Origin of the sequence: Micromonospora craniellae, from assembly GCF_014764405.1 — a bacterium.
GTDB lineage: Bacteria > Actinomycetota > Actinomycetes > Mycobacteriales > Micromonosporaceae > Micromonospora > Micromonospora craniellae.
Map to the genome: position 1 here is coordinate 3,434,906 of NZ_CP061725.1, position 22,936 is coordinate 3,457,841.

General features: G+C 68.1%; 22 protein-coding genes and 1 pseudogene. 8 read left to right on the forward strand and 15 right to left on the reverse strand.

Annotated elements, in window-relative coordinates:
• Nucleotides 1–77 precede the first annotated feature (77 nt).
• The 5 genes from ID554_RS15270 to ID554_RS15290 form a co-directional block, all read right to left on the reverse strand.
• Nucleotides 78–809 (reverse strand): ABC transporter ATP-binding protein, encoded by a 732-nt coding sequence (locus tag ID554_RS15270; RefSeq protein ID WP_117230750.1) that lies wholly within the window; start codon nt 807–809, stop codon nt 78–80.
• A 214-nt stretch (nt 810–1,023) separates the two neighbouring features.
• Complete coding sequence (locus ID554_RS15275) at nt 1,024–1,683, reverse strand: GNAT family N-acetyltransferase (RefSeq protein ID WP_223884084.1); 660 nt, start codon at nt 1,681–1,683, stop codon at nt 1,024–1,026.
• A gap of 166 nt (nt 1,684–1,849) precedes the next feature.
• Nucleotides 1,850–3,049: a histidine decarboxylase gene (locus ID554_RS15280; protein WP_223884085.1), complete on the reverse strand. Its 1,200-nt coding sequence runs from the start codon at nt 3,047–3,049 to the stop codon at nt 1,850–1,852.
• Nucleotides 3,046–3,804, reverse strand: a complete 759-nt coding sequence (locus tag ID554_RS15285) for a hypothetical protein (RefSeq protein WP_223884086.1) — start codon at nt 3,802–3,804, stop codon at nt 3,046–3,048. Before ID554_RS15285 ends, ID554_RS15280 begins: the two co-directional genes overlap by 4 nt.
• Before the next feature lie 307 nt (nt 3,805–4,111).
• Nucleotides 4,112–5,560 carry an APC family permease gene (locus ID554_RS15290; RefSeq protein WP_117230751.1) on the reverse strand — a complete coding sequence of 483 codons (1,449 nt, stop codon included), beginning with the start codon at nt 5,558–5,560 and terminating at the stop codon, nt 4,112–4,114.
• Between the two features lie 1,028 nt (nt 5,561–6,588).
• Between ID554_RS15290 and ID554_RS15295 the strand changes: the two genes are divergently transcribed.
• The 3 genes from ID554_RS15295 to ID554_RS15305 are packed head-to-tail and all read left to right on the forward strand — an operon-like array spanning nt 6,589 to nt 9,124.
• A complete protein-coding gene (locus ID554_RS15295) occupies nt 6,589–7,692 on the forward strand; it encodes a radical SAM protein (protein ID WP_117230753.1) in 1,104 nt (367 codons plus the stop codon).
• A gap of 15 nt (nt 7,693–7,707) precedes the next feature.
• The gene (gene tmk, locus ID554_RS15300; RefSeq protein WP_158573843.1) at nt 7,708–8,307 is read left to right on the forward strand and encodes a dTMP kinase; all 600 of its coding nucleotides are present in this window, start codon (nt 7,708–7,710) and stop codon (nt 8,305–8,307) included.
• A 13-nt stretch (nt 8,308–8,320) separates the two neighbouring features.
• Nucleotides 8,321–9,124 carry an endonuclease/exonuclease/phosphatase family protein gene (locus ID554_RS15305; RefSeq protein WP_117230755.1) on the forward strand — a complete coding sequence of 268 codons (804 nt, stop codon included), beginning with the start codon at nt 8,321–8,323 and terminating at the stop codon, nt 9,122–9,124.
• Here the strand turns inward: ID554_RS15305 and cyaB are convergent.
• A complete protein-coding gene (gene cyaB / locus ID554_RS33105) occupies nt 9,121–9,675 on the reverse strand; it encodes a class IV adenylate cyclase (RefSeq protein WP_396888549.1) in 555 nt (184 codons plus the stop codon). The genes ID554_RS15305 and cyaB overlap by 4 nt on opposite strands.
• 111 nt (nt 9,676–9,786) lie before the next feature.
• Nucleotides 9,787–10,608: pseudogene (locus ID554_RS33110) on the reverse strand (SAM-dependent methyltransferase); the annotation flags it as partial.
• 298 nt (nt 10,609–10,906) lie between these two features.
• Here ID554_RS33110 and ID554_RS15315 point away from each other — a divergent pair.
• From ID554_RS15315 to ID554_RS15330, 4 genes are all read left to right on the forward strand, one after another.
• Nucleotides 10,907–12,346 (forward strand): helix-turn-helix transcriptional regulator, encoded by a 1,440-nt coding sequence (locus ID554_RS15315; protein WP_325051151.1) that lies wholly within the window; start codon nt 10,907–10,909, stop codon nt 12,344–12,346.
• A 2-nt stretch (nt 12,347–12,348) separates the two neighbouring features.
• The gene (locus tag ID554_RS15320) at nt 12,349–13,275 is read left to right on the forward strand and encodes an aminoglycoside phosphotransferase family protein (RefSeq protein ID WP_117230758.1); all 927 of its coding nucleotides are present in this window, start codon (nt 12,349–12,351) and stop codon (nt 13,273–13,275) included.
• A 492-nt stretch (nt 13,276–13,767) separates the two neighbouring features.
• Complete coding sequence (locus tag ID554_RS15325) at nt 13,768–14,799, forward strand: DUF4238 domain-containing protein (protein WP_117230759.1); 1,032 nt, start codon at nt 13,768–13,770, stop codon at nt 14,797–14,799.
• A gap of 414 nt (nt 14,800–15,213) precedes the next feature.
• A complete protein-coding gene (locus tag ID554_RS15330; RefSeq protein WP_223884087.1) occupies nt 15,214–15,510 on the forward strand; it encodes a hypothetical protein in 297 nt (98 codons plus the stop codon).
• An 8-nt stretch (nt 15,511–15,518) separates the two neighbouring features.
• Here the strand turns inward: ID554_RS15330 and ID554_RS31700 are convergent, their stop codons facing one another.
• From ID554_RS31700 to ID554_RS15370, 8 genes are all read right to left on the reverse strand, one after another.
• On the reverse strand, nt 15,519–16,166 hold the full coding sequence (locus ID554_RS31700; protein ID WP_223884088.1) for a hypothetical protein: 648 nt from the start codon (nt 16,164–16,166) through the stop codon (nt 15,519–15,521).
• Nucleotides 16,167–16,436: 270 nt separating this feature from the next.
• Nucleotides 16,437–17,084: a hypothetical protein gene (locus ID554_RS15340; RefSeq protein WP_117230760.1), complete on the reverse strand. Its 648-nt coding sequence runs from the start codon at nt 17,082–17,084 to the stop codon at nt 16,437–16,439.
• Nucleotides 17,085–17,098: 14 nt separating this feature from the next.
• A complete protein-coding gene (locus tag ID554_RS15345; protein ID WP_117230761.1) occupies nt 17,099–17,995 on the reverse strand; it encodes a carbohydrate kinase family protein in 897 nt (298 codons plus the stop codon).
• Nucleotides 17,996–17,999: 4 nt separating this feature from the next.
• A complete protein-coding gene (locus tag ID554_RS15350) occupies nt 18,000–18,434 on the reverse strand; it encodes an NUDIX hydrolase (RefSeq protein ID WP_117230762.1) in 435 nt (144 codons plus the stop codon).
• Nucleotides 18,435–18,511: 77 nt separating this feature from the next.
• Nucleotides 18,512–19,654: a radical SAM/SPASM domain-containing protein gene (locus tag ID554_RS15355; RefSeq protein ID WP_117230763.1), complete on the reverse strand. Its 1,143-nt coding sequence runs from the start codon at nt 19,652–19,654 to the stop codon at nt 18,512–18,514.
• An 11-nt stretch (nt 19,655–19,665) separates the two neighbouring features.
• Complete coding sequence (locus tag ID554_RS15360; protein ID WP_147333580.1) at nt 19,666–20,361, reverse strand: adenylate kinase family protein; 696 nt, start codon at nt 20,359–20,361, stop codon at nt 19,666–19,668.
• Between the two features lie 581 nt (nt 20,362–20,942).
• Nucleotides 20,943–21,854, reverse strand: coding sequence for a phosphotransferase (locus ID554_RS15365; protein WP_117230765.1), 912 nt, complete (start codon nt 21,852–21,854; stop codon nt 20,943–20,945).
• Nucleotides 21,851–22,453 (reverse strand): HD domain-containing protein, encoded by a 603-nt coding sequence (locus ID554_RS15370; protein WP_117230766.1) that lies wholly within the window; start codon nt 22,451–22,453, stop codon nt 21,851–21,853. The genes ID554_RS15365 and ID554_RS15370 overlap by 4 nt, the downstream gene beginning before the upstream one ends.
• 33 nt (nt 22,454–22,486) lie before the next feature.
• On the opposite strand from ID554_RS15370, the gene ID554_RS15375 reads away from it, so the two are divergent.
• The gene (locus tag ID554_RS15375; RefSeq protein WP_117230767.1) at nt 22,487–22,936 is read left to right on the forward strand and encodes a hypothetical protein; all 450 of its coding nucleotides are present in this window, start codon (nt 22,487–22,489) and stop codon (nt 22,934–22,936) included.

The window sequence follows — 22,936 nt, forward strand, 5'->3', positions numbered from 1 at the left end:
GACAGGAGCGCCCTGCTTGCCGAGGGGTGCCTGTTCAGGGCGGTGCCTGCGCCGCTTGGCGTGTGCTCGGCGGTGCGTCATCGGCTGCGTTGTCTGTATTGCGATGCCCGAGTGGCCGTGGCCTTTTGACCGCGCAGCGCGATGCTGGCAGCGACGCCGGTGGGCGCGGAGCCGAGGAGCTGTCCGGCGGCGAGGACGTGCATGGTGTCGGCGACCGTCGCCGCGACGGTGGCGTGTGGCAGCGCGACGAGGACGCTCACGCCTCTGGCAGGCAGCTTTCGCAGCACGGTGGTGATTTGGTCTGCGACGACGGGGGCGAGGCCTTTGGTGGGTTCGTCGACCAGCAGCAGACGCGGTGCGGTACGCAGCGCGCAGGCGATGGTGAGCATCTGCTGCTCACCGCCGCAGAGTTGGTGAGCGCGGTGTCCCCACCGCGCCGCCAGGCCGGGGAACATGTCCAGGAGGTCGTCGACGGGCCACTGGTCGGGACGGCCGCCGCCCGGCCGGGGCGCGGCGAAGTGTTCGGCCACGGTCAGCGTCGGCGACAGCCGGCGGCCCTGGGGGGTGAGCGCGATCCCGGCCCGCACGGCGGTTTCCGGCCGCCAGCCGGTGACGTCGTCTCCGTCGAGGTGCAGTGAGCCGGTGGTGGGTGTCAGGTGCCCGGCGATGGTGTGCAGCAGAGTCGATTTGCCGGCGCTGTTGGGACCGATGATCGCGTGGACCTCGGGGCCGGGCAGCGTCAGGGTCACCGCGTGCAGCACGGGCCCGCTACTCGGGTAGGCGACCGTCAGGTCACGCACGTGCAGCATCTACACCGCCTCTTGGGTGGAGGGCGTCACGTCCGCGTCGTCAGGCGGCAGGACGGTGCCATCGCCGCACACCGCGAGTATCTGAGTCGCCACACCGGCAGGGGCCTGTGCCAGCAGGGGCAACGACGGGCACGCCACCACCAGCCCCGCCGGACACAGCCGCTGAAGATTTCGACGTCTCGGCCGCCGCGCGACCAACCGCATGCCCGTCATCTCAGGGCCTCTCCACGGCACGGCCTGGCTGACGGTCTGCCGTAGGAGCCCGGACCGGCCAGGCGCCGGACGTCGTGGTGTCACGGTGCGCGGGGCGGCGCATCGGGTGCAGGGTGAGTCCGTCGGCGACCGTGATCGCGTTTCCGGGCTCGTAACCGTTGTGGGCGAGCAGGCGCTGCCCGGCCGCGAGCGTGACGGTCCAGCAGGGCATGGTGAGGTGATCGATGCGGCTGTGCAGCTCCGCCATCAGTGCCTGGCCCCGCCCGGTGCCTTGACATTGCGGGTGGACGGCGAGGTAGGCGAGGTGGTGGTGGGCCTCGTCGGGCTGAGCGGCAGCGAGCAGGTCATGCACCGCCGCGAAGCGGTGGACGTGCGGGCCTGCGGCCTCGGCGAGACGCGCGGCGTAGTCGCCCGGAGGTGGCAGTGGCCCGTACCGGCGGAAACAGACGCTGGCGGCGCTCAGGTCGTCGACGAGGTGGACCTCGCCGTAGAACATGGCGTGCTCTACCCATATCGCGGCGACGGCGGCCAGGACGCGGGCCCGTTGCGCGTCGTCGGGCACCAGCCACTCGGCAAGCCGGCTGGGGTGCAGCGCTTCGGCGAGCACTTCGGCGGCATCGCCCCTGTCCGTCCATCTGGCGGTCCGGATCCGGTACGTCACCTCGTCCTCCTTCGCTGTGTCGGCCCGCCGCGAGACGGGGTCGGTGTGCTTGCTGGTGTGGGTGGCCGGCGGCAGCGCAACGGGGGCGGTCCGCTGCCGCCGGCCGGGAGACCAGCCGTCGCCTGCTGCTCGGGCCAGGTTCGGCGGCTGGCCAGGTTTTCACCCGTCACCCGTCGGCCTCGGGTGTGTGCGGTGTGCGGGGATGCGGGATCGGTGTCCTGATGGCGGCGGTGAGGTCGGCGGTGAGTGCGTCGATCTGCGCGGTGGTGATGCCGGGCATGCAGATGAGGTGGCTGGCGGGTCCGTCGGTGGCCAGCAGCCACTTGACCCGGACGGTCTCGGGTGGGGTGGGCAGGACGACCGTGAAGGCGTGGGGGTACCGCCATGCCTGCCAGCCGGTGGCGCGGATCCGGTCGACGGCGTACGCGGCGACGGTGCGGGCTTCGGCGGCCCGCCACCGATGCCCTTCGCGGCCGTGGACGGCGATGGCGTGCCAGAGCAGGGCGGCGGCCAGGCCGCAGCGGGATCCGGTGACGGTGGTGTCGGCGGCGGCGGTGTAGGCGATCGGCTGTCGGGCCGGGTTGCGGACGTGGTCGCGGATCAGCACCACCCCGCACGGTGTGGGCACGCCGAGGAACTTGTGGCCGGACACGGCGATCGAGTCGATGCCGACGTCGTCGCAGCGCAGCTTGCCGTCGAGGGCGAGCGGAATTCCGGACAGGGCCGCGTCGACGTGCAGGTGCCCGACCATGGCGTAGTGGGTGAGGATGGCGCGGATCCGGGTGACGTCGTCCACGGCCTCGGTCATCGTGGTGCCCGCCGTGGCGACCACGATCGCCGGCCACCGCCGTCGCTTGCGCAGTTGCGCGGCGAGGTGGTCGTAGTCCATCTCCCCGTCCGGATGCGCCCGCACCACCGTCTTGTAGGCGCCGAGCAGGTCGACGATCTTCGGGATGGAGTAGTGGGCGGCGGTGGAGTAGTAGATCCGAGCGGTCGGCCAGCGTCGGTAGGCGGCGGCCAGGGCGGACAGGTTGCCTTCGGTGCCGCCGGTGGTGACGTAGCCCCACCGGTCACCGGCCGGTATCCCGAACAGGTCCGCCATCCAGGCGACCACCGCCTGTTCCAGCACCCGGGTGTGCGCGACCCCGCCGGTGTCGGCGGGGTCGCCGATGTTGTTCCACAGCCGGTGCCCGAGGCGGGCGATGACCGCGCTGTGGTCGAGGTCGACCGCGCCCGGGTACCCGATGGCGGTCGGTGCCGTGGCTGCGGCGTCGGCGACGAGGTGGTCGAGGACCGCGGTGACGTCGATGTCATCGCGGCTCAGATCCGCGGCCACCGCCAGATCGGCGATCGAGGTGGACGTCACCCTTGCCACCTCCGCGGCAGGTGGGCCTTCAAAAGCTCGTGCAGGGCACCGAGGTGGTGCCACACCTGCCGGGTGTCGGCATCGCCCTGGCTGGTGAGGTCGTGGTGCGGGTTGTGCCACAGCGGATTCCAACGCACTTCCAACGGTTTGCTGCTGCGCACGCCGGAGCTGCCGAGGCGGGCGTGCGGGTCACGGTCGACCTTGATGGCCGTGCCGTCGACCAGCAGCGCGAAGCACTGGCCCTTCAGGTCGAACGCCGACCTGACCGAGCCGGTCCCGGACGGGCTGCGCAGCGTGCTAGCGATCTGCCGCCACGACCCGTCGGCCGAGTCGAGGGTGCTCACCCCGGCACCGACGTAGACCGCATCGGTGGGCAGGGTCATGTCACCGCCGTTGACCATCGACCGCTCCGGACCCAGCGGATGCCATGAGCGTCCCAGGGACCTGGCGTGAGCGATGTTGTCCGCGGCGATGGCCGTCAGGTCCGCCAGCAGCGCTACCAGGTGTTCCGACTCGGGAGCCGCCAGGAACAGCCGGTAGGCGGTGTGTAGCCGGAACCCAGGAGGCTCCGTCGACGACGGCGCGGCGAAGAACAGCGCTACCGCGTGCGGGCCGAGGGCCTCCCTCGTCCCGTATCGCTCGTCGGCGGCGTGTATATGACCTGAGTTGAAACCCTTGCACCGGAACGCCACCTGGTGACGCAGCTCGACCCACCACCGACTCTCGGCGTCCGACTCACCCTGCGGGTCATCCACCGCCTCAGCCGACATCGGCCTCACAGGCTCAGACGGTTCCGGCGGAGGCTCAGGCAGACGCTCATAGGCGACCGACGGCGGCCCGTACCCGGGTGTGGGCGGGGGCCCGTGCCCAGGCCCAGGTGGCGGTCCGTATCCGGATTCGGGTGGTGGCCGGTAGTCGGGCCGGGGTCCGTGGCCGGCGGGCGGCCGGTGCGCGGCGGGCGGGGGCACCTGGCGGTGTTCAGGGCTCCAGCCGGGATGCAGGGGGTCGACCGGGCGGCCCTGGGGGCCGGGTCGTCGCGGGTGAGTCATCATCGTCGGCCCGTCAGATCGAGATGTTCAGGGCATCGGGCACCGCGTTCGGCTGCGGAGTGCCGTCACCGATCCCGGCGTAGACCTCCGGCCGGGACTGCCGCAGGTGCTGGGCCCACATCGCACCCGTGACCGCGGCGGCGATGATGATCGTGGGCAACAGCAACGGAAACGGGGATCCGGGTGCAGCCCCCAACAGACTCCCGACGTTGAAGACCATCGCGGCGAGCACCAGAAGTCCCGCGATCAGGCCCAGCACCGGAGCGATCCGCCACTCCCACACGCCGGCCCGCTCACCCTTCACCTCGGGTGGGGCGAGCAGCGCGGCCAGGGACGCGGCCAGCAGCAGGCTCAGCAGACCCAGCGCACCCAACGTCGACAGCCAAGTGAACATCTGTGCGAGCGGATCGGCGCCCGCAGCGGCGAACCCGGTCACCACGAGAGCGGCGGTGACCGTCTGCGTCAGCGAGCCGCCACGCGGCGCGCTGACCCGCGTGCCGCCCTCGGCCCCCGCGAGCCGGGCCGGCAGCACGCCCTCCCGCGCCATCGCGAACACGTACCGCGCGATCACGTTGTGAAAGCTGAGCTTCGCGGTGAGGATCGCCAGGAACAGCATCACTCCCGCCACGGCAACCAACCAGCTACCGCCCCGGGACAAGATCGTGAGCGGTAGATCGGCGTCCGCCGCAGCCATCTCGCCGACGACGGTGGGGCCGACGGCCACGCCCATCGCCCACGCCGCCACCGCATAGACCCCACCGAGGGCGAGCGCGCCGACGACGCTGGCTCGATTGACCGACCGCTTGTCGATGGCCTCCTCCACGAGCGACCCCGGCGCGTCGACGCCCATCAGCGAGGCCACGCAGAACGCCGCCGCCCCGCCGATCCCTCCGACCATCAACCCGGAGACCTCGAAGCCCGCCCACGACACGTCACCGGTCGATGCCTGACCCATCACCCCGGCCAGCACGAATATCGCGACGAGTAGCAGCGACACCACCAGCACGACCGATAGCAGCCATGTCGAGCGGACGATCGGCGCGCGGCCGAACGCCGCGACCGTGACGAGGGCGATGCCCGCCCACACCCACCACGCCCCGCCGATCTGAGCCGCGAGGGTGGCGCCGAGCAGCCCGTACAGGCTGATCTGGATCGCGTTGTAGGCCACCAGGGCGACCATGCCGCCGGCCACACCCCAACCACGACCTAACCCACGGGCGAGGATCCCGTAGTAGGCCGCCGGGTGCCCGACCTGACGCGCCATCGCCGTGTAACCCACCGCCAGCACCGCCACCACCCCCGCGACCAGGACATACGTCAGCGGCAGCGCGGTGATGCCTGTGGTCGCGTAGATCGCGGGGATACCACCGACCAGAACAACCAAGGGTGCGGACGCCTGTGCCCCGAACACCCACAACCCGAACGGCGTCACCGTTCGACGTGCCAACGCGACCTGCGTCATCGCACCTCACCCCGCTGCGGCGAATCGGGGCACGATGAGTTGCGGCAGCCGGACACCGGATGCTCGTGCACTGCGGACGCGTTGGTCGGCACCACGTACACCGCTGCGGGCCGCACCGGCCCGACACGCCACAAGCCGCGGTCACGGGCCACGGCACGGTCGGCCGTGCGCCGGTCGGCGGTGAACCCGAACACGTCGTGGCGACCATCGCGCCACTCCCGACGCACCGCCCACCCCCACACCTCCTCACTCGACCCCGTTCCTCCGTCCGTCGGGGTGCGGGCCACGAGCTGCCGCTCCGACAACCCCGGTCCGGCATTCGGTCTGAGAAACATGAGCAGGGGGCGATGGCGTGTACGGACGGGCTGCACGGCGGGTACTCCTTCGTCGTCGAGAGGGTGTGACAGGCGGTCCGGCATCGCCCCAGGGCTCGCACTCCAGCGGATGATCACCGCCGTGCTGCGAGCCCCGGGGCGGGCCGGGCGGTGATCCGAACCCGCGTCGCGTCCGCCGGAGGCAACACGGCCTGGGCCGGTGCCGTCCGGCCCACGGCTGTGCGGATTCGCATCCCGCCTCCCCTGTGAGCAGGTGACGCGAACGAGCAATCGCGTCACCGGGCTGCGGCCGGGCCGACTCCACAGATGTCGGGTCACCTGTCGTCACCGGGTCGTCCACGCCGCAGCAGTCGATGTCGTCGGATCAGTTATGACGGGGACCGGGACTGTCGAACACCCTCGACACGAAGAACCGACACGCCACCCGCTCTTCGACGGTCGTCACGCTCGTCACACGACTGCGTTCTGGTCTCGATCGGTGTTGATGCGGCAGGTCGCGCCCCGTCTACCCCTCTTTGAACAGGAGCTATCCACCCGTGACGTCGGTGCTACCGGGACGTGCACCGTGTCGAATTTCGGTGTCGAGGCTGTTCGACACGCACCGGCAGCCGTTTCCTGAGCGAGAAGTCCCGCCGAAGTGGACCAGGCGACCTGACGCCTCCGGGGTATGCGGGGCGGGCGCCTGGAGGGGCCATGAGCAAACGTTTGATCGTTGATACCCACGCCAGCTCCTGCTATTTCCGCACTTCCGTCGGCGACGGCGCGCGGAAGGCACTGGTGCAGATCACCGAGCGGTGCAACCTGCACTGTGCCCACTGTTTCGTCTCGTCGACCCGTGCTGGGCTGGACATTCCGTTGGAGAAGATGGTCGAGCTGGTCCTGCCGCGCCTGCGGCAGGCCCGGGTGACCCGGCTGACGCTGACCGGTGGAGAGCCGTTCGTGCATCCGGACCTGCTGGAGATCTGCACGGCAGCAGCGCGAATGGATCTGCCTGTCAAGATCTGCACGAACGCCACTCAGACCAACGACGCTCACATCGCCGCGCTGGCCGAGCTGGGCACAGTACGGGTCAACGTGAGCTTCGACGGCTTTCGCCCCGCCTCACACGGCCGTTTCCGGGGCGACCGTGACTCCTTCGCCGTCACCCGGGAGACCACCCGCAAGTTCGCCGACGCTGGGCTGTTACACGGGATCCTCTCGACGCCCAACATCCTCACCCGGCCGCAGGAGTTCGCCGACCTGTGCGCCTTCGCCGCAGACCTCGGCGCCTCGTACGTGTTGATGAACCCTCTGTCGAGCTTCGGGCGCGGCGTGAAGTCCCACGGACGACTCGCCGCGACGGAGCAGACAATGCGGGCGATCACCACCGCCACCGCGCCCCTGGCCGAGCGGATCGAGCTCGTCCCCATCAGGTTCCCCAACGACGATCGGCCGTTGTCCGGCTGCGACGCCGGCACCCTGATCTACGTGTTCGCCAACGGCGACACCGCTGTCTGCCCCTACCTGGTCTTCGCTTCCCGCACACCGCAATCCCGGCACACCGACCGCGAGTTCCTCGTCGCCAACATCCTCGACGGCGAGATCGCCACCGCCCTCGACCAGTATCGCTTCCACGACCGCTACCAAGTCGGCGCCAACACGACCTGCGCCACATGCGCGTTGAGCGGCACCTGCGGCAAGGGCTGTCCGGCAGCGATCGTCGCCGCCGGGCAGCGCATCGGCGCACCTGACACCGACCTGTGCCCACCGGAAGCCATTCGACTCCCGCTGAAGCCGACCCGAGCCGCGAGGTCCTGATCTGCCATGTTCATCGTGATCGAGGGACCCAACGGCGTCGGGAAGACCACCGTGGCAGGGCTACTGGCCACACGGCTGCGTCACCGCGCCGGCCGCCCCGTGCACCTGACGACCGAGCCGACCCGGACCCGCCTAGGGAAGTTGCTGCGCGAGGCCGAGGCCGTCATCCACGGAAGGGCCCTCGCCCTGGCGATCGCCGCGGACCGCACCATGCACGTCGAAGACGAGATCATTCCCGCACTCGACGCCGGCAACATCGTGATCAGCGACCGCTACGTGCAGTCCTCCCTGGTCCTACAACGAGTCGACGCCGTCGACCTGCGCGAGATCTGGATCTACAACCGGTATGTACTACAACCCGCCGTCTCCCTCTACCTGACCGACGACCCACACGTGATCGGAGCCCGCCTCGCGGCCCGCCCGAGCCTCACACGACTGGAGGCAACAGGAACACCTGAGCGTGAGTTGCAGCTCTACGGTCAGGCAATCGAGTTCCTCGACCGCCACTCGTGGCATCAAGTGAAGATCGACTGCCGAGGCCGGAATCCAGACCAGGTCGTGTCCGTCATCCTCGACACACTGGACCCGCTGCTCGCCCGCCGCTCAGCGGCCTGACAGGCTCGCCCCCGTGCTGTCCATCCTGACCATGAATGTGCAAGCCACGTCGCGACGGCGGGCAGAACCGCTGCTGCGGTGGCTCGCAGACCGCCCCGAACAGATCCTGCTACTGACTGAGACCAGCGGCGGCGAGGGCAGCACCTACCTGCTTGACCACTTCCGCCGCGCCGGTTGCCAGGTGCAACACCGCCACTTGAACGGCGACCGCGGTGCGGCGATGATCAGCCGCATTGCGGTCACGGACCGCCTCGACATCACCGCGCAGCTGAGTATCCCCGGTCGGGCAGTCGCCGCCACCACTCACACCGATCCGCCCGTCACAGTCCTCGGCGTCTACGTCCCGTCCAGCGACCGTGCCCCCGCCAAAGTCGCCCGCAAGCGCACCTTCCTCGCCTCACTCGTCGACACCCTCGACCGCATGCCCGACCACGAGAAGGCACACCTGGTGCTCGGAGGGGACTACAACGTCATCCCTCGCGACCATCAACCGCCCTACCCCGGGGTGTGGCGACCCTTCGAGTACGACCTGTTCGACGCACTCGCCGCCGCCAACCTCACCGACACGCACGCCCGCCTCGCCCCAGGCAATCAGGCGCACAGCTGGTACGGGCGCAACGGCAACGGCTACCGCTTCGACTACCTACACGTCGGCAGAGAGCTGCGCGACCGCATCCGAGGCGGCGGCTACCTGCACGAACCCCGCGAGCAACGTCTCACCGACCATGCGGCGGTCACCGTCGACCTCGATCTGACCGTCGACATGCACGACGTGTTCGCAGTGCCGCCCGTAGCCGCGCCGCAGACGCTGTTCTAGACCTCGGCCGATGTCGCCGCCTGGATCAACGAATCGTAAGTGCCCCCGGTGCGCACCAGTGGCACCATCAGCGTGCAAGCGAATCGGTGGAGTTCCGCCTGGACCTGCTCGCCGGCTTCACCGGACTCGATGATGCGCTCGATCTCCAGGAACGGGCCGAGGCCGTCCACCTCGTCGAGGCACAGCGACATCGGGCCGACGACAGCAGTCCGGCGCGTCTTTCGGATCCGCACCGTCGGGTAGAAGCCCATCTGCTGGACCACCGCATGCATCTGATCCCTGTCGGCCACCTCAGTCTCATGCTCGACGCACGACTGCTCATTGGCCACCGGTGTCTTGACCGTCAGCAGACACCGTCCCCGCTCGGTGCGCAGACGAACGAACGGCACGCCGAGCTTGGACTGGCCGTACTTCCAGCCGACCCGCGCATACGCCTGGTCATCCTGAACGACAGGCGCCGACAGGACGATCCCCCGCGCGGCCAGAGCCGCCTCCAGCCTCGCAAGGTCACCGACCCGGTACTTGACCTCGACCTCGCACGCGCCAGTCATGGTGGGACCGGCCGGCTGAGACACGCAGGGATTCGTCACGTCATCGCAGCCCAAAAGGTCGCCACCGACGACAGCGCTGCGCCGCGCACTCGGGGTTGAACGGCGTGACGAAGTCTTATGCGCCACCACGGCGTATTGCGGTACCGCAGTCGCGCTGGCTGCTGGCGTGGTACGCCATAGCGAGCACGACACGAGCCCAGGCTCAAGAATGTCGAGCCCTTCGACGAGACGCCGGATCGCGGTGCCGCTGCGGGCACGGATCGGCGGTGCCGCATTGGCGTTCCAGTACGCCATCGCCTGCCGGTTCGCCTCGCCGCCCAACTCGTAGGTCGGATGAGTCACCACGAGGTAGCTGCCCACGGGCACGGCGTCCATCAGCTGGCGCACGCTACGAAGCGCGTCGGCGTCGTCGGGAACGAAGTTCAGAACGCCGAGCATCAAGACGGCGACCGGCTTCTGGAAGTCGAGCGTCGCCGCAGCGGCGCCCAGGATACGGTCGGGATCTCGCACATCGGCGTCGACGTAGTCAGTGGCACCCTCGGGTCCACCAGTCAGCAACGCACGGGCGTGGGCGAGGACCAACGGGTCGTTGTCCACATACACGACCCGAGACTCCGGAGCGTACGTCTGCGCCAGGCTGTGGGTGTTGTCCGCCGTAGGTAGTCCGGTGCCGACGTCCAGGAACTGACGGATGCCCGCGTCCACGAGGAAACGCACCACGCGGGCGAGGAACTCACGGTCCGCGCGTGCGACCGCGACGATCTCCGGGAACAGCTTCTGCACATGGGCACCCACGACACGGTCGACCTCGAAGTTGTCCTTCCCGCCGAGCCACCAGTCCCACACCCGAGCGTTATGGGCAATGGTGGTGTCCAGACGGGGCAACCCGTCGTGGCTCTCTGCGCGACTGGGCACCACCACCTCCAGAGGCATGAGGATATTGCGGCTGCGCCGGGAACGCTGACCATTCGGCGCCGGTTCGGCAGGCGACAGCTAACGCGACCGAGCTCGTGTCGGACACCCTCGACACGAAGTTTCGACACGGATCGCATGGCGATTCCGGGCGATCGCAAGGTGATCTCGCGGCATCTCCGGCAGCGATGTGAGCTCCAGGAATCCCTGGCGAACTCGTCAGCCAATCAGCGCTGCGATCCGCTACTGTCGCTCTAGCGCGAGTCGAACACCATCGACGATGCGTCCGGCAGATGTTGGCATCGTGAAGGGCCAGCTCATGAACGACCGACAGCTCCAGGAAGCCAGACAGTCGCTCGGTCGGAAACTCGCTGCTTGGCGCACAAACCGACAGCTCATCCAGGGTGACCTAGCCCGGAGGGTCCACAGCAGCCGCAGCACGGTAGCTATGGTCGAGCGAGGCCGTCAGGTGGTCGACCGCATCTTCTGGCTGCAGTGCGAGTCCGTATTGAGCGCCAACGGCGAGCTGATCACCGCCTACGACGCCTACCGCCAGTCGGAGGCTCGGTACCGGACGGAAAGGGCCGCGGCAGCAAGCAGGGCCCGATGGGGGACGCTGGCGGACGGACCTCCTGAGGCCAGCGAGCGCGATCCGCACCAGGCGGCAGCCGGGACGCACGAGGGCGATCATCCGCTGGGACATGAACGTTCCAGCACACCCGACATCGACGCAGAGACAACTGCCAGCGGCTCTGACGACAGAACAGACCGGCGGACGCTGTTGCTCTCCATCGCTGCTGTCGCCGCAGGATCAGGCTTGCTCGGCCTGACGCCGAGCACCACACGTCGGCGTGTCGGCATCGGCGACGTCGCTCGGATCGAGGCCGTCACCGCTCTCTATCGATCGGTCGACTACGAAATCGGTGGTGGAGCGCTCTACACCGACATAGGCCGCTTCGCCGAGGCTGCCTCGATCCTGCTCGCGTCCGCTGACAGCAACCACGCGACCACCAGCCTCGCCATGGCCGTCGCTGACGCCCGCCAACTGGCCGGCTGGACCGCATTCGACGCCGGACACCACAGCGACGCCGGCCGCCACTGGCTCGCCGCCGAACGCACCGCAGTAACGTCCGGCAACCAACGCCTCGCCGCCCGGATCCGCTACTGCCAGGCCCGCCAGTTCCAACACCTGCACCACAACCAAGACGCCCTCGCCACCATTCGCCTCGCCAAGGACGCCCTCGGACGCGACGCCACACCGGCGCTCCTGGCCATGCTGCGCGGCGCCGAAGCCGCCTCACTGGCCGCGCTCGGTGAACACTCCACCGCAGTCGCCTCGCTCAAGCAAGCCGCCGGGCACTTCGACGACATCAACCCAGACCGCGAGCCCGACTGGATGCGCTTCTACGACCGAGGCGAACTGCTCGCCCAGCATGGACGTGTCTACCGCGACCTCGCCCGCCACGACCGCCGCCACGCCGACGCCGCCGTGACATGGACCCAGGACGCCATCACCGCGTTCGGCCCGCAGAATATCCGCAGCACCGTACTCAACACGGTTGGACTGTGCAGCGCACTCGCCCTCGCCGACGATCCGGACCGGGCTCTCACCGTCGGTACCACCGTGATCCGCCATGGACGGGAGTTGACCTCACGGCGAATCCAAGACCGTATCCGCAACATCAGCAGAGACATCTCCCCGGACATCCGCCACAGCGGTCTTGCTGACTTCCGCCACACCGTCACGCGCGTCGCCTAGGCATGACCGGCAATGACACCAACGACCGACACATTGGCGGCCGCTTCGGCGAAGCCGCCATGCGGCAGGTTGCTCGGCAGGTCCTTGACCGACTGGGCATTGGCGGCGCAAACGCCTTCCTGTTGCGGCTGACCAACAACGCCGTGTTCGCCGTCCCCGAGGCCGGCATCGTTATCCGCATCACCCGCTCCTACCGACTACGACAGCGAGTCGCCAAAGTCGCAGCCCTCGGGCGATGGTTCGCTCAGATCAACGCGCCGACCATCCGTCTCGCCCCCGGTTACGAAGAACCCATCGATGTCAACGGGCTGCAAGCCACCATCTGGACCTACCTGCCACCCCAGGTGCCAAAGCCGGATGTGACCGACCTCGGCAACACGCTGCGCAGCTTCCACCGACTCGGACCTCCTGACCTACCGCTACCAGTCTGGGATCCGATCGGCGACGCCCGTGCCCGACTCGCAGACGCCGAGGCCCTCCGCGACACCGACCGGCGATTCCTGCTCGACTGGTGCGACCATCTCGAACCCCAGATCGTCGTGCTCAATGAACAAGCACCACCCGGGCTGGTACACGGCGACGCACACGCCGGGAATCTCCTGCGCCACCACGATGGCCGCGTTGTGCTCTGCGACTTCGACGCCACCTGCCTCGGCCCCTGGCAAGTTGATCTTGTTGCTGTGCCGGTCGGGCAAGTTCGTTTCCACCGACCAGGCGCCCACGCCCGCCTCGCCGCCGCCTACCGCTACGACGTCACCACCGACCCCACATGGCCGATCCTGCGAGAAGCCCGCGAGCTGAAGATGGTCGCCGCTGCCGTACCTCTCCTCGCCTCCGGGCCAGCCGTCGCGCACGAGTTCAGCGTCCGCCTGCGCTCCATTCAGCAACGTGACGACACTGCACGTTGGACCCCGTTCGCGGATTTGTAGAGGTCGACGGATGGACATGGTGAGACTGCCAGGACTTCTTCCGCCCTGGCTGCGGACAGATGAGCACGGCGTGTCACCAACCCGGCAAACGTTCATGGACAACGGACTAGAGCTGCCTGAGCGGCCCTTAGTAGTACCGACGTCGGCGTACGGGCAGGAGTGCAGCGGTGTGTACGGCTGCAAGGTGCACACCCGTGCCGAGTTCGGTCTCGGTCCGGCGACTGGCCCTCGACTGGCCGCGATCAAAGGCGGTGACTTTGCGTGACGGGTGTAGCCGAGCCCGGCCAGTTCCTCGGCACCCGGATCTAGCCGATGAGCGGATTGGCGCCTAAACTCGGCGAAGTTCCAACATTTCGCGCCATTACGCGAGAGGGCCGGGGGTTCGAAGGCAGCCGGTTCAGCGGCTTCGGCACGCCAAAATATATGGATGCAGCGCTCCTACGCGGTGGCAGAGTATGTTCGCCGGGATGACGAGCGACTAAGGACGGCCGGATGACTGCTTCTTTCGATCCATCGCGCACGCAATGGGGCCGTCTGCCTCCCAGGCTCTCCGGTGCCTCCCTTAGGAAGCGGCTGGCTGAGTTGCGAGAGTCGTCCGAGCCTTCGGTGACGAAGCAGCATCTAGTGTCACGCGTAATCCTTAGTCGATTTACTGAACATGGACACGGCGGCCGGGAATTGCGCTCCTATAACTTCGTACACGGCACCTGGCGCGACAAAGGCGTCAAGGGGTGCGGATACCTCCCGGACTGGATGCCGAAGCTCTCCTCCTCAATGGAACAGGTATGGCGCGGCGTTGAGGACCGACTTCACGAGGCACTGGACGCCGTGGCAGACGACAATAGTGACGATCACATCCCGACGAGTGTTCTCCAGGAGACCGTTGCTCTGCATTACGTCCGAAGCGTGCCCACGAGGGTCGTTGCGCAGCGGGCCGGAGTGGAGGCCATTGCGGGGATGCGTTCTTATTGGGCGGACGACAGAAGGGAGGAAGCCGTCCAAGAATTTTTAAGAAGATTCGGCCGCCCTCCACTCGGGCGTGACGAGTTGATGCAGATGGTCAACACGGTCGTCCAGTCGCACGGACAGCAAGAAATGGAAGTGAATTTTCGATTCCGAGCCGAGGAGTTGCTCGGGCGCGTATCTCAGTCTTTGTCAAGCCATCCTGTCGAAATCCTCTCGCCGCCTAAAGGCTACGAGTTCTTGATTGGAGACACGCCGGTTGTCGGGTACCGCAATGGCACCCGCGCTAGCGGGCCCGCAAGCGGGCTCGGCTTGCTGGCCGCTGAATACCTGGTTATGCCTCTGACTCCACTTCACGCAGTCCGCATCCCGGCACAGATGGAACTGAACAGGGTTACCATCGGAAGGCGGGAACTCGAAGAGTTAAATGCCACTCAAATACGTAACGCGTACCGTGAGGTCTACCTCCGATGCTCCGCGACACGCAACCATAGATTCGTAGAAAAGCGATTGGGTGAGTGGGAAGGCCCTCCCGAAATTAAGCCGCTGCATACTGCCTAGTGCGGTGTCCAGGAACGTTGGCGGTGCCGCGCCGGGTGAACGTTTCTGGACACCGCACTAGCCGATGAAGGATGCCGGGAGGACGTGGATGGCGGGCCGATGTTTGCGGACGGGATCGGGCCGCCGCCAAGGGCTGACCGTACAGCACCCTGACTGAACGCCGCGATGGAGTTGACGAGCCTCCAGGGCTGGCGTGAGACGGTGGCAGCGACACCGGCCATTCCGGCCAGGGCGGTGGCGGTGGCGATCGGGGTGTTACAGATCTTGAATGGTCAGGTTGTGTCGGGTTCGAGGGTCAGTCCGGCGTGAGCGAGGAAGCCGTCGAGTAGGTCGGTGCGGTACTGGATGCTCTTGAGTCGGTTACGGGTCAACAGGCCCGAGGAGGCCACAGTATCGGCGACGGAAGCACTGCGATTGGCGGCAACGCAGGGCGGCACGCCCTGGTCGACGGTTGAGGGCGAAGCCCGAATCGACCTGGCCACGTGCCATCTGTCCGACAGGCGGCTGGACGCCGCACAGGACACGCTGATGCCGCTGTGGTCCACGCCGCCCGAATGGCGACGTACCGGGCTGCTGGGACGGCTGGACCGGATGCGGGAACTGCTGACCGCGGAGCCGTGGGGCCAGGTGCCCCAGGCGCGCCAGCTCGCCGAACGAGCGGGTTTCTTTGTCGCGGCCCGGCCGACGCCTCCCGCGCTGCCCTCTGTGTGATCTCTCGTTCAGCTGTTCTGTAGCCAGGTCTTCAACAACTCGCGTTCCCGACTGGCGGAGAGGCCGTGGTCGGCCGCCCGCCCCGCCTCGCCCTCTCCGGTGATGGCACTGCCGCCACCGGTCATCCACGCCCACGTCTGGCTGACGGTGTCGCTTAAGGGCCTACACGCCAGCCCCGCTGCGACAGCGCGGGAGCTGTCGACGGCCCAGGCGCCACGATGGGTACGCCACAGCGGCAGCTCCGTCCACTGCTGCACACCCTGCCCGACGAGCCAGTCCGGTTCGGCCCAAACCGGTACGGTGCCGGCACCCGTCACCGCGACGCAGGTGTTGACCAACTCGACGAAGATCTCCCACGGGCCCCTTGGCTGGAAACCTCGCCACGTTGTCGGTCGTACACGTGCCCAATTGGCGTCGCGCCATGAGGCCGTCCCGCCCTCGGCGACGACCTCATAGTCAGGCATCACAACGTAGGCGGTGCAGCAATCGGCTCCGGGAGCTGACCGCAGCTTCTCCACCTCATCCAGCTGACCGTGTAGCCAGTCCTTCCAGTCCGGCAGATCCGTCTGACGATCAATACCGCCCAGGCGAGCAGGCGAGCTGATCCGCAGTCCCGGTCCTCGTAATCGCGAGCGGCCACCCTTTCTGATCGACACGGCGCCATGATGGCAACCACCACTGACAATCCTCGGCGGTAACGAAGAGTCTCTTGGACGGTGAGCTTCCGAGCCGGTGGCTCCCACCATGAGCAGTGGGTGGAGCGTGCTGCACGACGAACGCCGTCGATGGTCCGCCGAGTCGTGTGGCGCGCTCCACCCGTTCATCTGACCGCAGGGAGGTCCAGGTCGCGTGCGGCCGGGGAAGCGTTTCGAGGCGAGGGCGGGTGCCGTCTGCGGAAGCGAGTGGACGCCGTTTGGTAGCCGGCCTTAGCTCAGTAGGCCCAGCTCGGTCAGGTGGCGAACGCTTGCAGCCGCCTGCTCATCGGTCATGCGCTTGCGGGCTGCTTCGATGGGGTCCTCGCTGGCGGCGCCGTACTGCCACCAGGCTTGGCCGGTGTGCCGGTCGGTGACGACGAAGCGGTCCTTGACGGCGGGTCCGCGCACGATCAGCGAGGTGGTGTGGGGCTCAGCGACCACGGAGTGGATCATGGTGTGGTGCAGGGTGTAGGTGTCGCCGGGCTGTTCGGTGCGGATCATGCGCGGTATCAGCGTGGCGGGGTCGATCGTGTCGCCGAGGAGGTCCTCGGTGCCGTAGAGGGTGTGGGTGTAGCTGCCGTGCAGGATGCGGCTGACGTAGCTCCACCGGTGGTTGTGGGGCCGGTCGAAGTAGCCGGGCAGGAAGACGTGCAGGCGTAGTCGCCATCCGGTCGGGTCGTCGTGGATGACGATCTTGTCGAGGATGTCGTAGTGCTCGCACAGCCGCAGGAGGTTCGGGTCGGCGAGTGCCCCGTCGACGAGCCCCCGGAGCAGGTCCCGTTCGGTGTCCAGGCGGGTGAGCAGCGTGTCGCTGGCGGCGGTGACGGCGGGCAGGTCGTTCCAGTCCAGTTTGCTGATTTCGGCGAGCAGGTCGTCCATCGCTGGGGGTCCTTTCAGACGGGGGCGGGTCGCTGGAGGGGCAGGTGGTGGGGTACCAGTGCGGCGGAGGTGGCGCAGTGGGCGGTACCGGCTTGACAGCCGGCCCGCAGTGCGGCGTCGGCGTCGCCGCCGTGCAGGAGTGCGTGAATGTAGCCGGCGGAGAAGGCCGCTCCGGCGCCGTGGGTGTGGGTGACCGGTCCGGGTGGCGCGGAGGCGCGGTGGAGGCGGTGCCGGGTGCGGGCGACGGCGCCGAGCTGGCCGAGGGTGACGACGGCGGCGTCCGGGCGTACCTGGTCGTACAGGTGAGTTGCGAGATCCTCCGCGTCGGCGTCGGCGGATTCGTCGAGGCTGGTCTGCACGGCGAGCACCCGCGCGCTCGTCGCGGCCTCGGCGATGACGTCGGTGAGGGGGTCGCCGCCGAGGTTGAGCACCAGCCCGGTGCCGTCGGCGGCCGTGATCGCGCGGGCCGCGTGGTGGGTGAGGACCTGGTAGCAGTCGACGTACCCGATGTTGGCCTGGGCGATCGGCGTCAGGTCGGCCTGGTGTAGATCGTCGTAGGCGTGGTGCAGTGCGGCGAACCAGGTGCGGGTGTCGGCCTCGTCGGCGATCACGGTCAGGTGCGGGGTGCGCACGTTCGGGTCGGGATGCAGCGTGTGCCGGACGTTGGCGGTGTTCAGGGCGGCGAGCAGGTGGTGGCCGGCGGGGTCGTCGCCGATCCGGTTGGTGACCAGGGCGACGGTCAGGCCGGTGCGGGCGGCGGTGACGGCGGTGAGCGGACCGTCTCCCGCGACGGATGCGGCGATCGCGTCGACGACCGCGCCGCCGTTGGCCCGCGGGTAAGCGCGGACGTGGAGGACCTGCGCGGTGGCGAGGTAGCTGACACAGGCGAGGTTGAGGAGACGGTCCGCCACGGTGCTACTCCTGCCAGCCGCGTTCGGAGTAGGACTCGCTCTTGGCGTATTGGGCGAGAGTCTCGGCCGCGTAGTCGATCATCTGTTCGGGCAGGTCGGACAGGGGGAACCACCGCCAGCCGGCGCACTTGTCCGGCTCGTTGTTGACCGGCTCGCCGGTCCAGCGGGTGACCTCGAAGAAGATTGCGGCCCGGGCGGACTCAGTGCGGTGGTGCAGCAAATGGGCGAACCGCACGTCAGCCGGGTTGATGTCGACGCCGATCTCCTCCTTCGCCTCGCGGACGAGGCCGGCGATCGCGGACTCGCCGTCCTCGCCGTGGCCGGACGGCAGGTGCCAGCGGCCGTCGCCCCAGCCGGTGTTCTGCCGTTGGCCGAGCAGGATCTCCTCGTCTCGGCGCAGAATCAGGTGCAGGTCGAGCTGGGCGCGTTGCTTACCCATGGGCTACTCCTCGCATTCGGTGGCTCTGTCGGCTCGGGTGGCTCCGACTGGTACTGGTTGTTCAGGGCATCCTGTGGTCAGGCGTCGGCTTTCCAGAGGCGGCACACCGGCACGATGTCCGGCAGCGTGCAGGAGGCGGCACCCATCACGAGTTCCTCGGCAGGACAGCCCCCGCCGCAACCACCGGCGACGTCGCAGTCGCCACAGCTTGGTTGGCTCAGCACGCGGGTGAACAGGTCGAACTCGTTCGGCCCTTTGTTGATCTCGATGCGGCCGTCGGTCACGTTCGCGTAGTGCAGGTCCGTGTCGAACAGGTACGAGCAGACGTAGGCGCGGCCGTCGGGGAACACCGAGATCCGGTCCAGGGTGCGTCCAATGCACCCCTGGTAGCCCTGGGCGGCGTACTGGGCGATGCGGTCACGCCGCGCGTAGGTGGGCTGGTACCAGGTGCGGGTCCTGTAGCTGGGGGCGACCTGTTCCAGGTTCTCGTAGAAGGCGATCCACTCGTGCGGCGGCATTGCCATCGCCGTGGAGGTGTGGCCGATGCCGATGGTGCTGAACACGTGGTACTTGACCAGGGACACGCCGAGGTCGTCGGCGACCTGCAGCAGTCTCAGGCTGTCCCCGGCGTTGACCCGGTTCACGGTGCAGATGATCCGCACGTCGAAACCACGCCCCGCGAGGGTGGCGACGTTGCGCAGTGCCTCGTCGAATGTGCCTGGGCCGCGGATGCGGTCATGGCTGTCCGCCGAGCCGCCGTCCAGGCTGATCTGCACGTACGAGAAGTCCTCCGGCCGCATCTGGTCGAACTTGCGCCGGGCCGGCTCCAGTCCGTTGCTGGTGGTGATGACGTGCTCGAACCCGATCTCGCTGGCCGTGCGGATGATGCGGACGTAGTCCGGGTGCAGCGTCGGCTCCCCGCCCAGGATCGTCAGCTTCGAGCTGCCCATCCGCCGCCACAACCGCAGCGTCTCAATTACCTGGGCGTAGGGCATCTTCTCGGCCGAGTCGAGCCGATCACCCATGTAGCAGTGCGCGCACCGCAACTGGCATCGATTGGTGATGTAGACGTAGAGGTTCCGGAAACGCCCGTACTCGATCCGATCGATCCGTTCCGGGGTGGTGTCGTGTGCGCCGGCGGGCAGCCGGGCGTGACCGTACGGGTCAGCTCCGAGGTCGGGTTGGCGCATCGCGGGGATCCCGACGCGGACAGGTGCCATCGCGGACTCCTTCAGACAGACGGGGACTTGGTAACACCGACTGGAGTGCCGAGTGATCGGACGGCCGCCACCACCGCCTCGCTACAGGCATCAGCACCCCGCGTTGCGTCGACTCTGCGGTACGGCAGTCCCTCGTCCTTGGCGCACGCGCGGATCCCCGGGATTCGATCTCGGTAGCGTCGCAGTCGGGCGCTGAGTATGGCGGGGTCGTCGCTGCGCCGGGGAATGAGGCGGGTGTGGCAGCGTCGGCAGTGGCCAGGTGACGTTTCGCTGCCGACAGCGGGCCGGTGCGGATCGCCCTGCGGGTCGGCCTCGCAGGTGGGGCAGACCCGGCGCTGTCGCGAGCGCGTCTCGACAGTCAGGTCGTCCGCCACCAGCTCGATCACACCCACTGCTGACTCGGACAACGCAGCGATCTTCACAATCATCTGGAGCTGGTCGGCATTGCCGGGAAGGTTCTCCAGCAGCACGAGGCCACGTTCGGTGTAGGCACCATGGGCGAACGCCGCGGTCAGCAGGAGCTCTACGGTGCTGTCGCGGTACCAGCCCAGCGGATCGTCGGTGTCGAAGACTCCGGGATCGAATCGGCCTTCGCCGCGACAGCGGTAGGCGAACTCCCGCAGACGGAAGATCCCCAGGTCGGCCGCGTCTCCCAAAGTCGCCGAGACGGTGGATTTCCCTGCGGCGGGTGGGCCTACCAGGGCCACCCACGAAGGCCGGGTGGTGGCTGTAGGGACACCGGGGTGGGCATTCCTCTTGACCCCCGGCAGCGACCTGAAGTCGAGCAAGTCTCAGCCCTCCCGCCGTGTCGGCTACGCGACCAGTCAAGGCCGGTGAGCACGTGTCGAACACCCTCGACACAAACTTTCGACACGGCCGACGCGATCTCCGCCGGGCGATCGCAAATGCAAGAAACCATCCGTGATGCAGCGAGCCGGACCCAGATCGGTTCCTGACGACGCGCCGGAGGTGGAACATTGGCGATACGACGCAGTGAGCCTGGGGACATCGTGGGAGTTGGAACCCGCCAAGGTGGCTTGGGAGCGCCTTGTCGAGCGGGTTCGACACTCGGCTCTCGCGTCGTGGGGCCGCACGTCCACGTTCGGGGGCTGCGGGTGCCGCCGGCCGCGCAGCCAATAAAGATGTCGAGCGGTGAGGCGACGCGAATTCCCTCTCGTGTTTCGGCGCGCCATTCGGTATGGGCGGTCGCTGCAGCGACGCACGCCGCATATCGCGTGGATGCCCGACGACCTATCCGCTTCCGCCAAGGTGATCCTAGAAGCATCGCCTATCGGATTTTGAGGAGTTCAAGCGCGGTGCTGGCTTGGCGGCGAATCACGTCGATGAGGCCAAGTGCGGGTTGATCGCTGGCGATGGTGGCTTGGTGGAGCAGGGTTTCCGCTGCCCAGATTCGGTGCCAGGCGAGTGCCCAGGTTTCGGCCGGTAGGCCAGCCCGGTCGCTGAGGGCATGGGGGTGGCCGCCTGCTTGAACATAGCGGGTGAGCAGACTGCGCAGTCGTGGTGGGTCGGGCGCGTTGCGGGTGCCGTGCCAGGTGGCGAGGTCGAGAACGCTGGGCCCGTTGAAGGCTTTGGCGAGGTCGAGGAGGTGCCAGCCATGTTCGGTGATGTGCACCGAGGTGGGATGTAGTTCTGAGTGGCAGGTGCTGAACGGCGCCAGGTTTGCGCCGGCTACTCGGTCCGCGGCGACGCGACTCAGGGTGTGAAACAGTAGGGCCAGGCTGCGGGCGTCGGCGAGTATGCCGCTACCGCCGAGCTGTTGTACGTGGGCCAGACTTCGCGCGGGTAGCGTGCGAAGGGTGCTCTCGTCGAGAGTGACGAGCCCTGGTGAGGGACCGATGGCGTGTAATTTCGCGGCGGCGACGGCGGCGTCGTGCTCATTCGCTTCGCGGACTGCTGGGCCGAGATCCTCCATCAGCATGCCGAGGGTGTTCTCGATGATGGCGGAGCCATGAACCAGGGGTACGGGAACACCGTGCGCGGCCAGGTACGTTAGTGTGCGGCCCTCGTGAGTGAACGGGACAGTAGCGTATTTGAAGACCACGGTCGTGCCGCCTCGCAGGTGTAGGCGTTCGACGCCGCTGAGCTGCCAGACCTGGATCGGTTCCCGGCGTACGACGTCGACGCCAGTGGCGCGGGTGAGGGCGGCCAGGAGCTTGGCTACAACCTGATCGGGTATCACCGGTGCGGCCCCCGCATTCGCATTTCGGTCCGGGCAGTCGCGGTTGCCTGGTCGAGCAGGTGCAGGACGTGCCCGAGTTCGTCGGCCATGCCGGCGGGGAGCAAGCCGGCGGCGGCCTGGTGGAATTCGTGGAAGTGCGGCAGAAGACGCAGCAAACTGGGCCGGGCCGCGAAGAAGGCGTCCGGGGCGCCGCTGGCACGAGCGCGGCGTACCAGGGAGGCGAGAGCGACGATCTTGTCGGCGGTCGACGTGAGGAGGACGGGCCGGTCGTGTGTGATGATCGGCGGATTGTGCTGATCGAGGGCGTGGTGCTCGACCTGTAGCGCATGGATGACCCGGGATACTTCCCGGCCGTAGCGAGCGGTGAGGACGGCGTCGAGGTCCAGCTCTCGCGGGGCGAACTCCGGGGCGTCGTGCAAAAGCGTTGCGGCGACCAGCTCCGGCGACACGCCCGGTAGGTGCCGAGTGAGGGTGACCGCGACCCGGACGGCGTGCACGAGCGCCGGCCGTTCATCGATAGTCTGTCCGGTGCACCAGGTCCGGGCGTCGGCAAGGGCTTGACGGATGAGTGGGTGACGTGGCGCGGTGAGAACGGTCACTGTCGGCGCTCCTTCTGGCCCTAGCATGGGCGGATGGACGGTCCGCTGCCTGAGTGGTCCGAGCACACCTGTGGGGTGTGCCCCGCACAGGAGTTGGGGCCGGGCCGGTTCGACGTGGTCGACCGGCCAGGTCCGGAGTTCGCCTACAACCGGGCGGCGGGTTGGCGGGTCGACCCGAATGGGAACCCCGTGTGCGTCCATCCGTACCGCGTCGGGATGCCGCCGGGCAGGTACGCCTCCGCCGGAGATCCATTGCCGGACCTGAACGCGGCGACCCCAGCGCCGACCCCGGCCGCGCTGGAGTTGCCGACCGAGGTGGACGACCTGGAGGGCTGGCTGGTCGCGACGCTGCGGGTCGCGGCACCGGAGCAGATGTTCACGGCGGTCGCCCGGGCCGAACGGCTGGCCGGTGAGCGGTTCGCACCCGGCGTAGTCGTGCAGGCCCTACGCCGGGTGCTCTCCATCGAGCTCGCCAACCGATAG

Excerpts from the sequence above, each read along its gene's own strand:
- ID554_RS15270 (WP_117230750.1), bottom strand. The coding sequence starts at position 809 with ATGCTGCACGTGCGTGACCTGACGGTCGCCTACCCGAGTAGCGGGCCC.
- ID554_RS15290 (WP_117230751.1), bottom strand. The coding sequence starts at position 5,560 with ATGACGCAGGTCGCGTTGGCACGTCGAACGGTGACGCCGTTCGGGTTG.
- ID554_RS15295 (WP_117230753.1), top strand. The coding sequence starts at position 6,589 with ATGAGCAAACGTTTGATCGTTGATACCCACGCCAGCTCCTGCTATTTC.
- cyaB (WP_396888549.1), bottom strand. The coding sequence starts at position 9,675 with ATGACTGGCGCGTGCGAGGTCGAGGTCAAGTACCGGGTCGGTGACCTT.
- ID554_RS15315 (WP_325051151.1), top strand. The coding sequence starts at position 10,907 with ATGAACGACCGACAGCTCCAGGAAGCCAGACAGTCGCTCGGTCGGAAA.
- ID554_RS15320 (WP_117230758.1), top strand. The coding sequence starts at position 12,349 with ATGACCGGCAATGACACCAACGACCGACACATTGGCGGCCGCTTCGGC.
- ID554_RS15325 (WP_117230759.1), top strand. The coding sequence starts at position 13,768 with ATGACTGCTTCTTTCGATCCATCGCGCACGCAATGGGGCCGTCTGCCT.
- ID554_RS15340 (WP_117230760.1), bottom strand. The coding sequence starts at position 17,084 with ATGGACGACCTGCTCGCCGAAATCAGCAAACTGGACTGGAACGACCTG.
- ID554_RS15350 (WP_117230762.1), bottom strand. The coding sequence starts at position 18,434 with ATGGGTAAGCAACGCGCCCAGCTCGACCTGCACCTGATTCTGCGCCGA.
- ID554_RS15355 (WP_117230763.1), bottom strand. The coding sequence starts at position 19,654 with ATGGCACCTGTCCGCGTCGGGATCCCCGCGATGCGCCAACCCGACCTC.
- ID554_RS15375 (WP_117230767.1), top strand. The coding sequence starts at position 22,487 with ATGGACGGTCCGCTGCCTGAGTGGTCCGAGCACACCTGTGGGGTGTGC.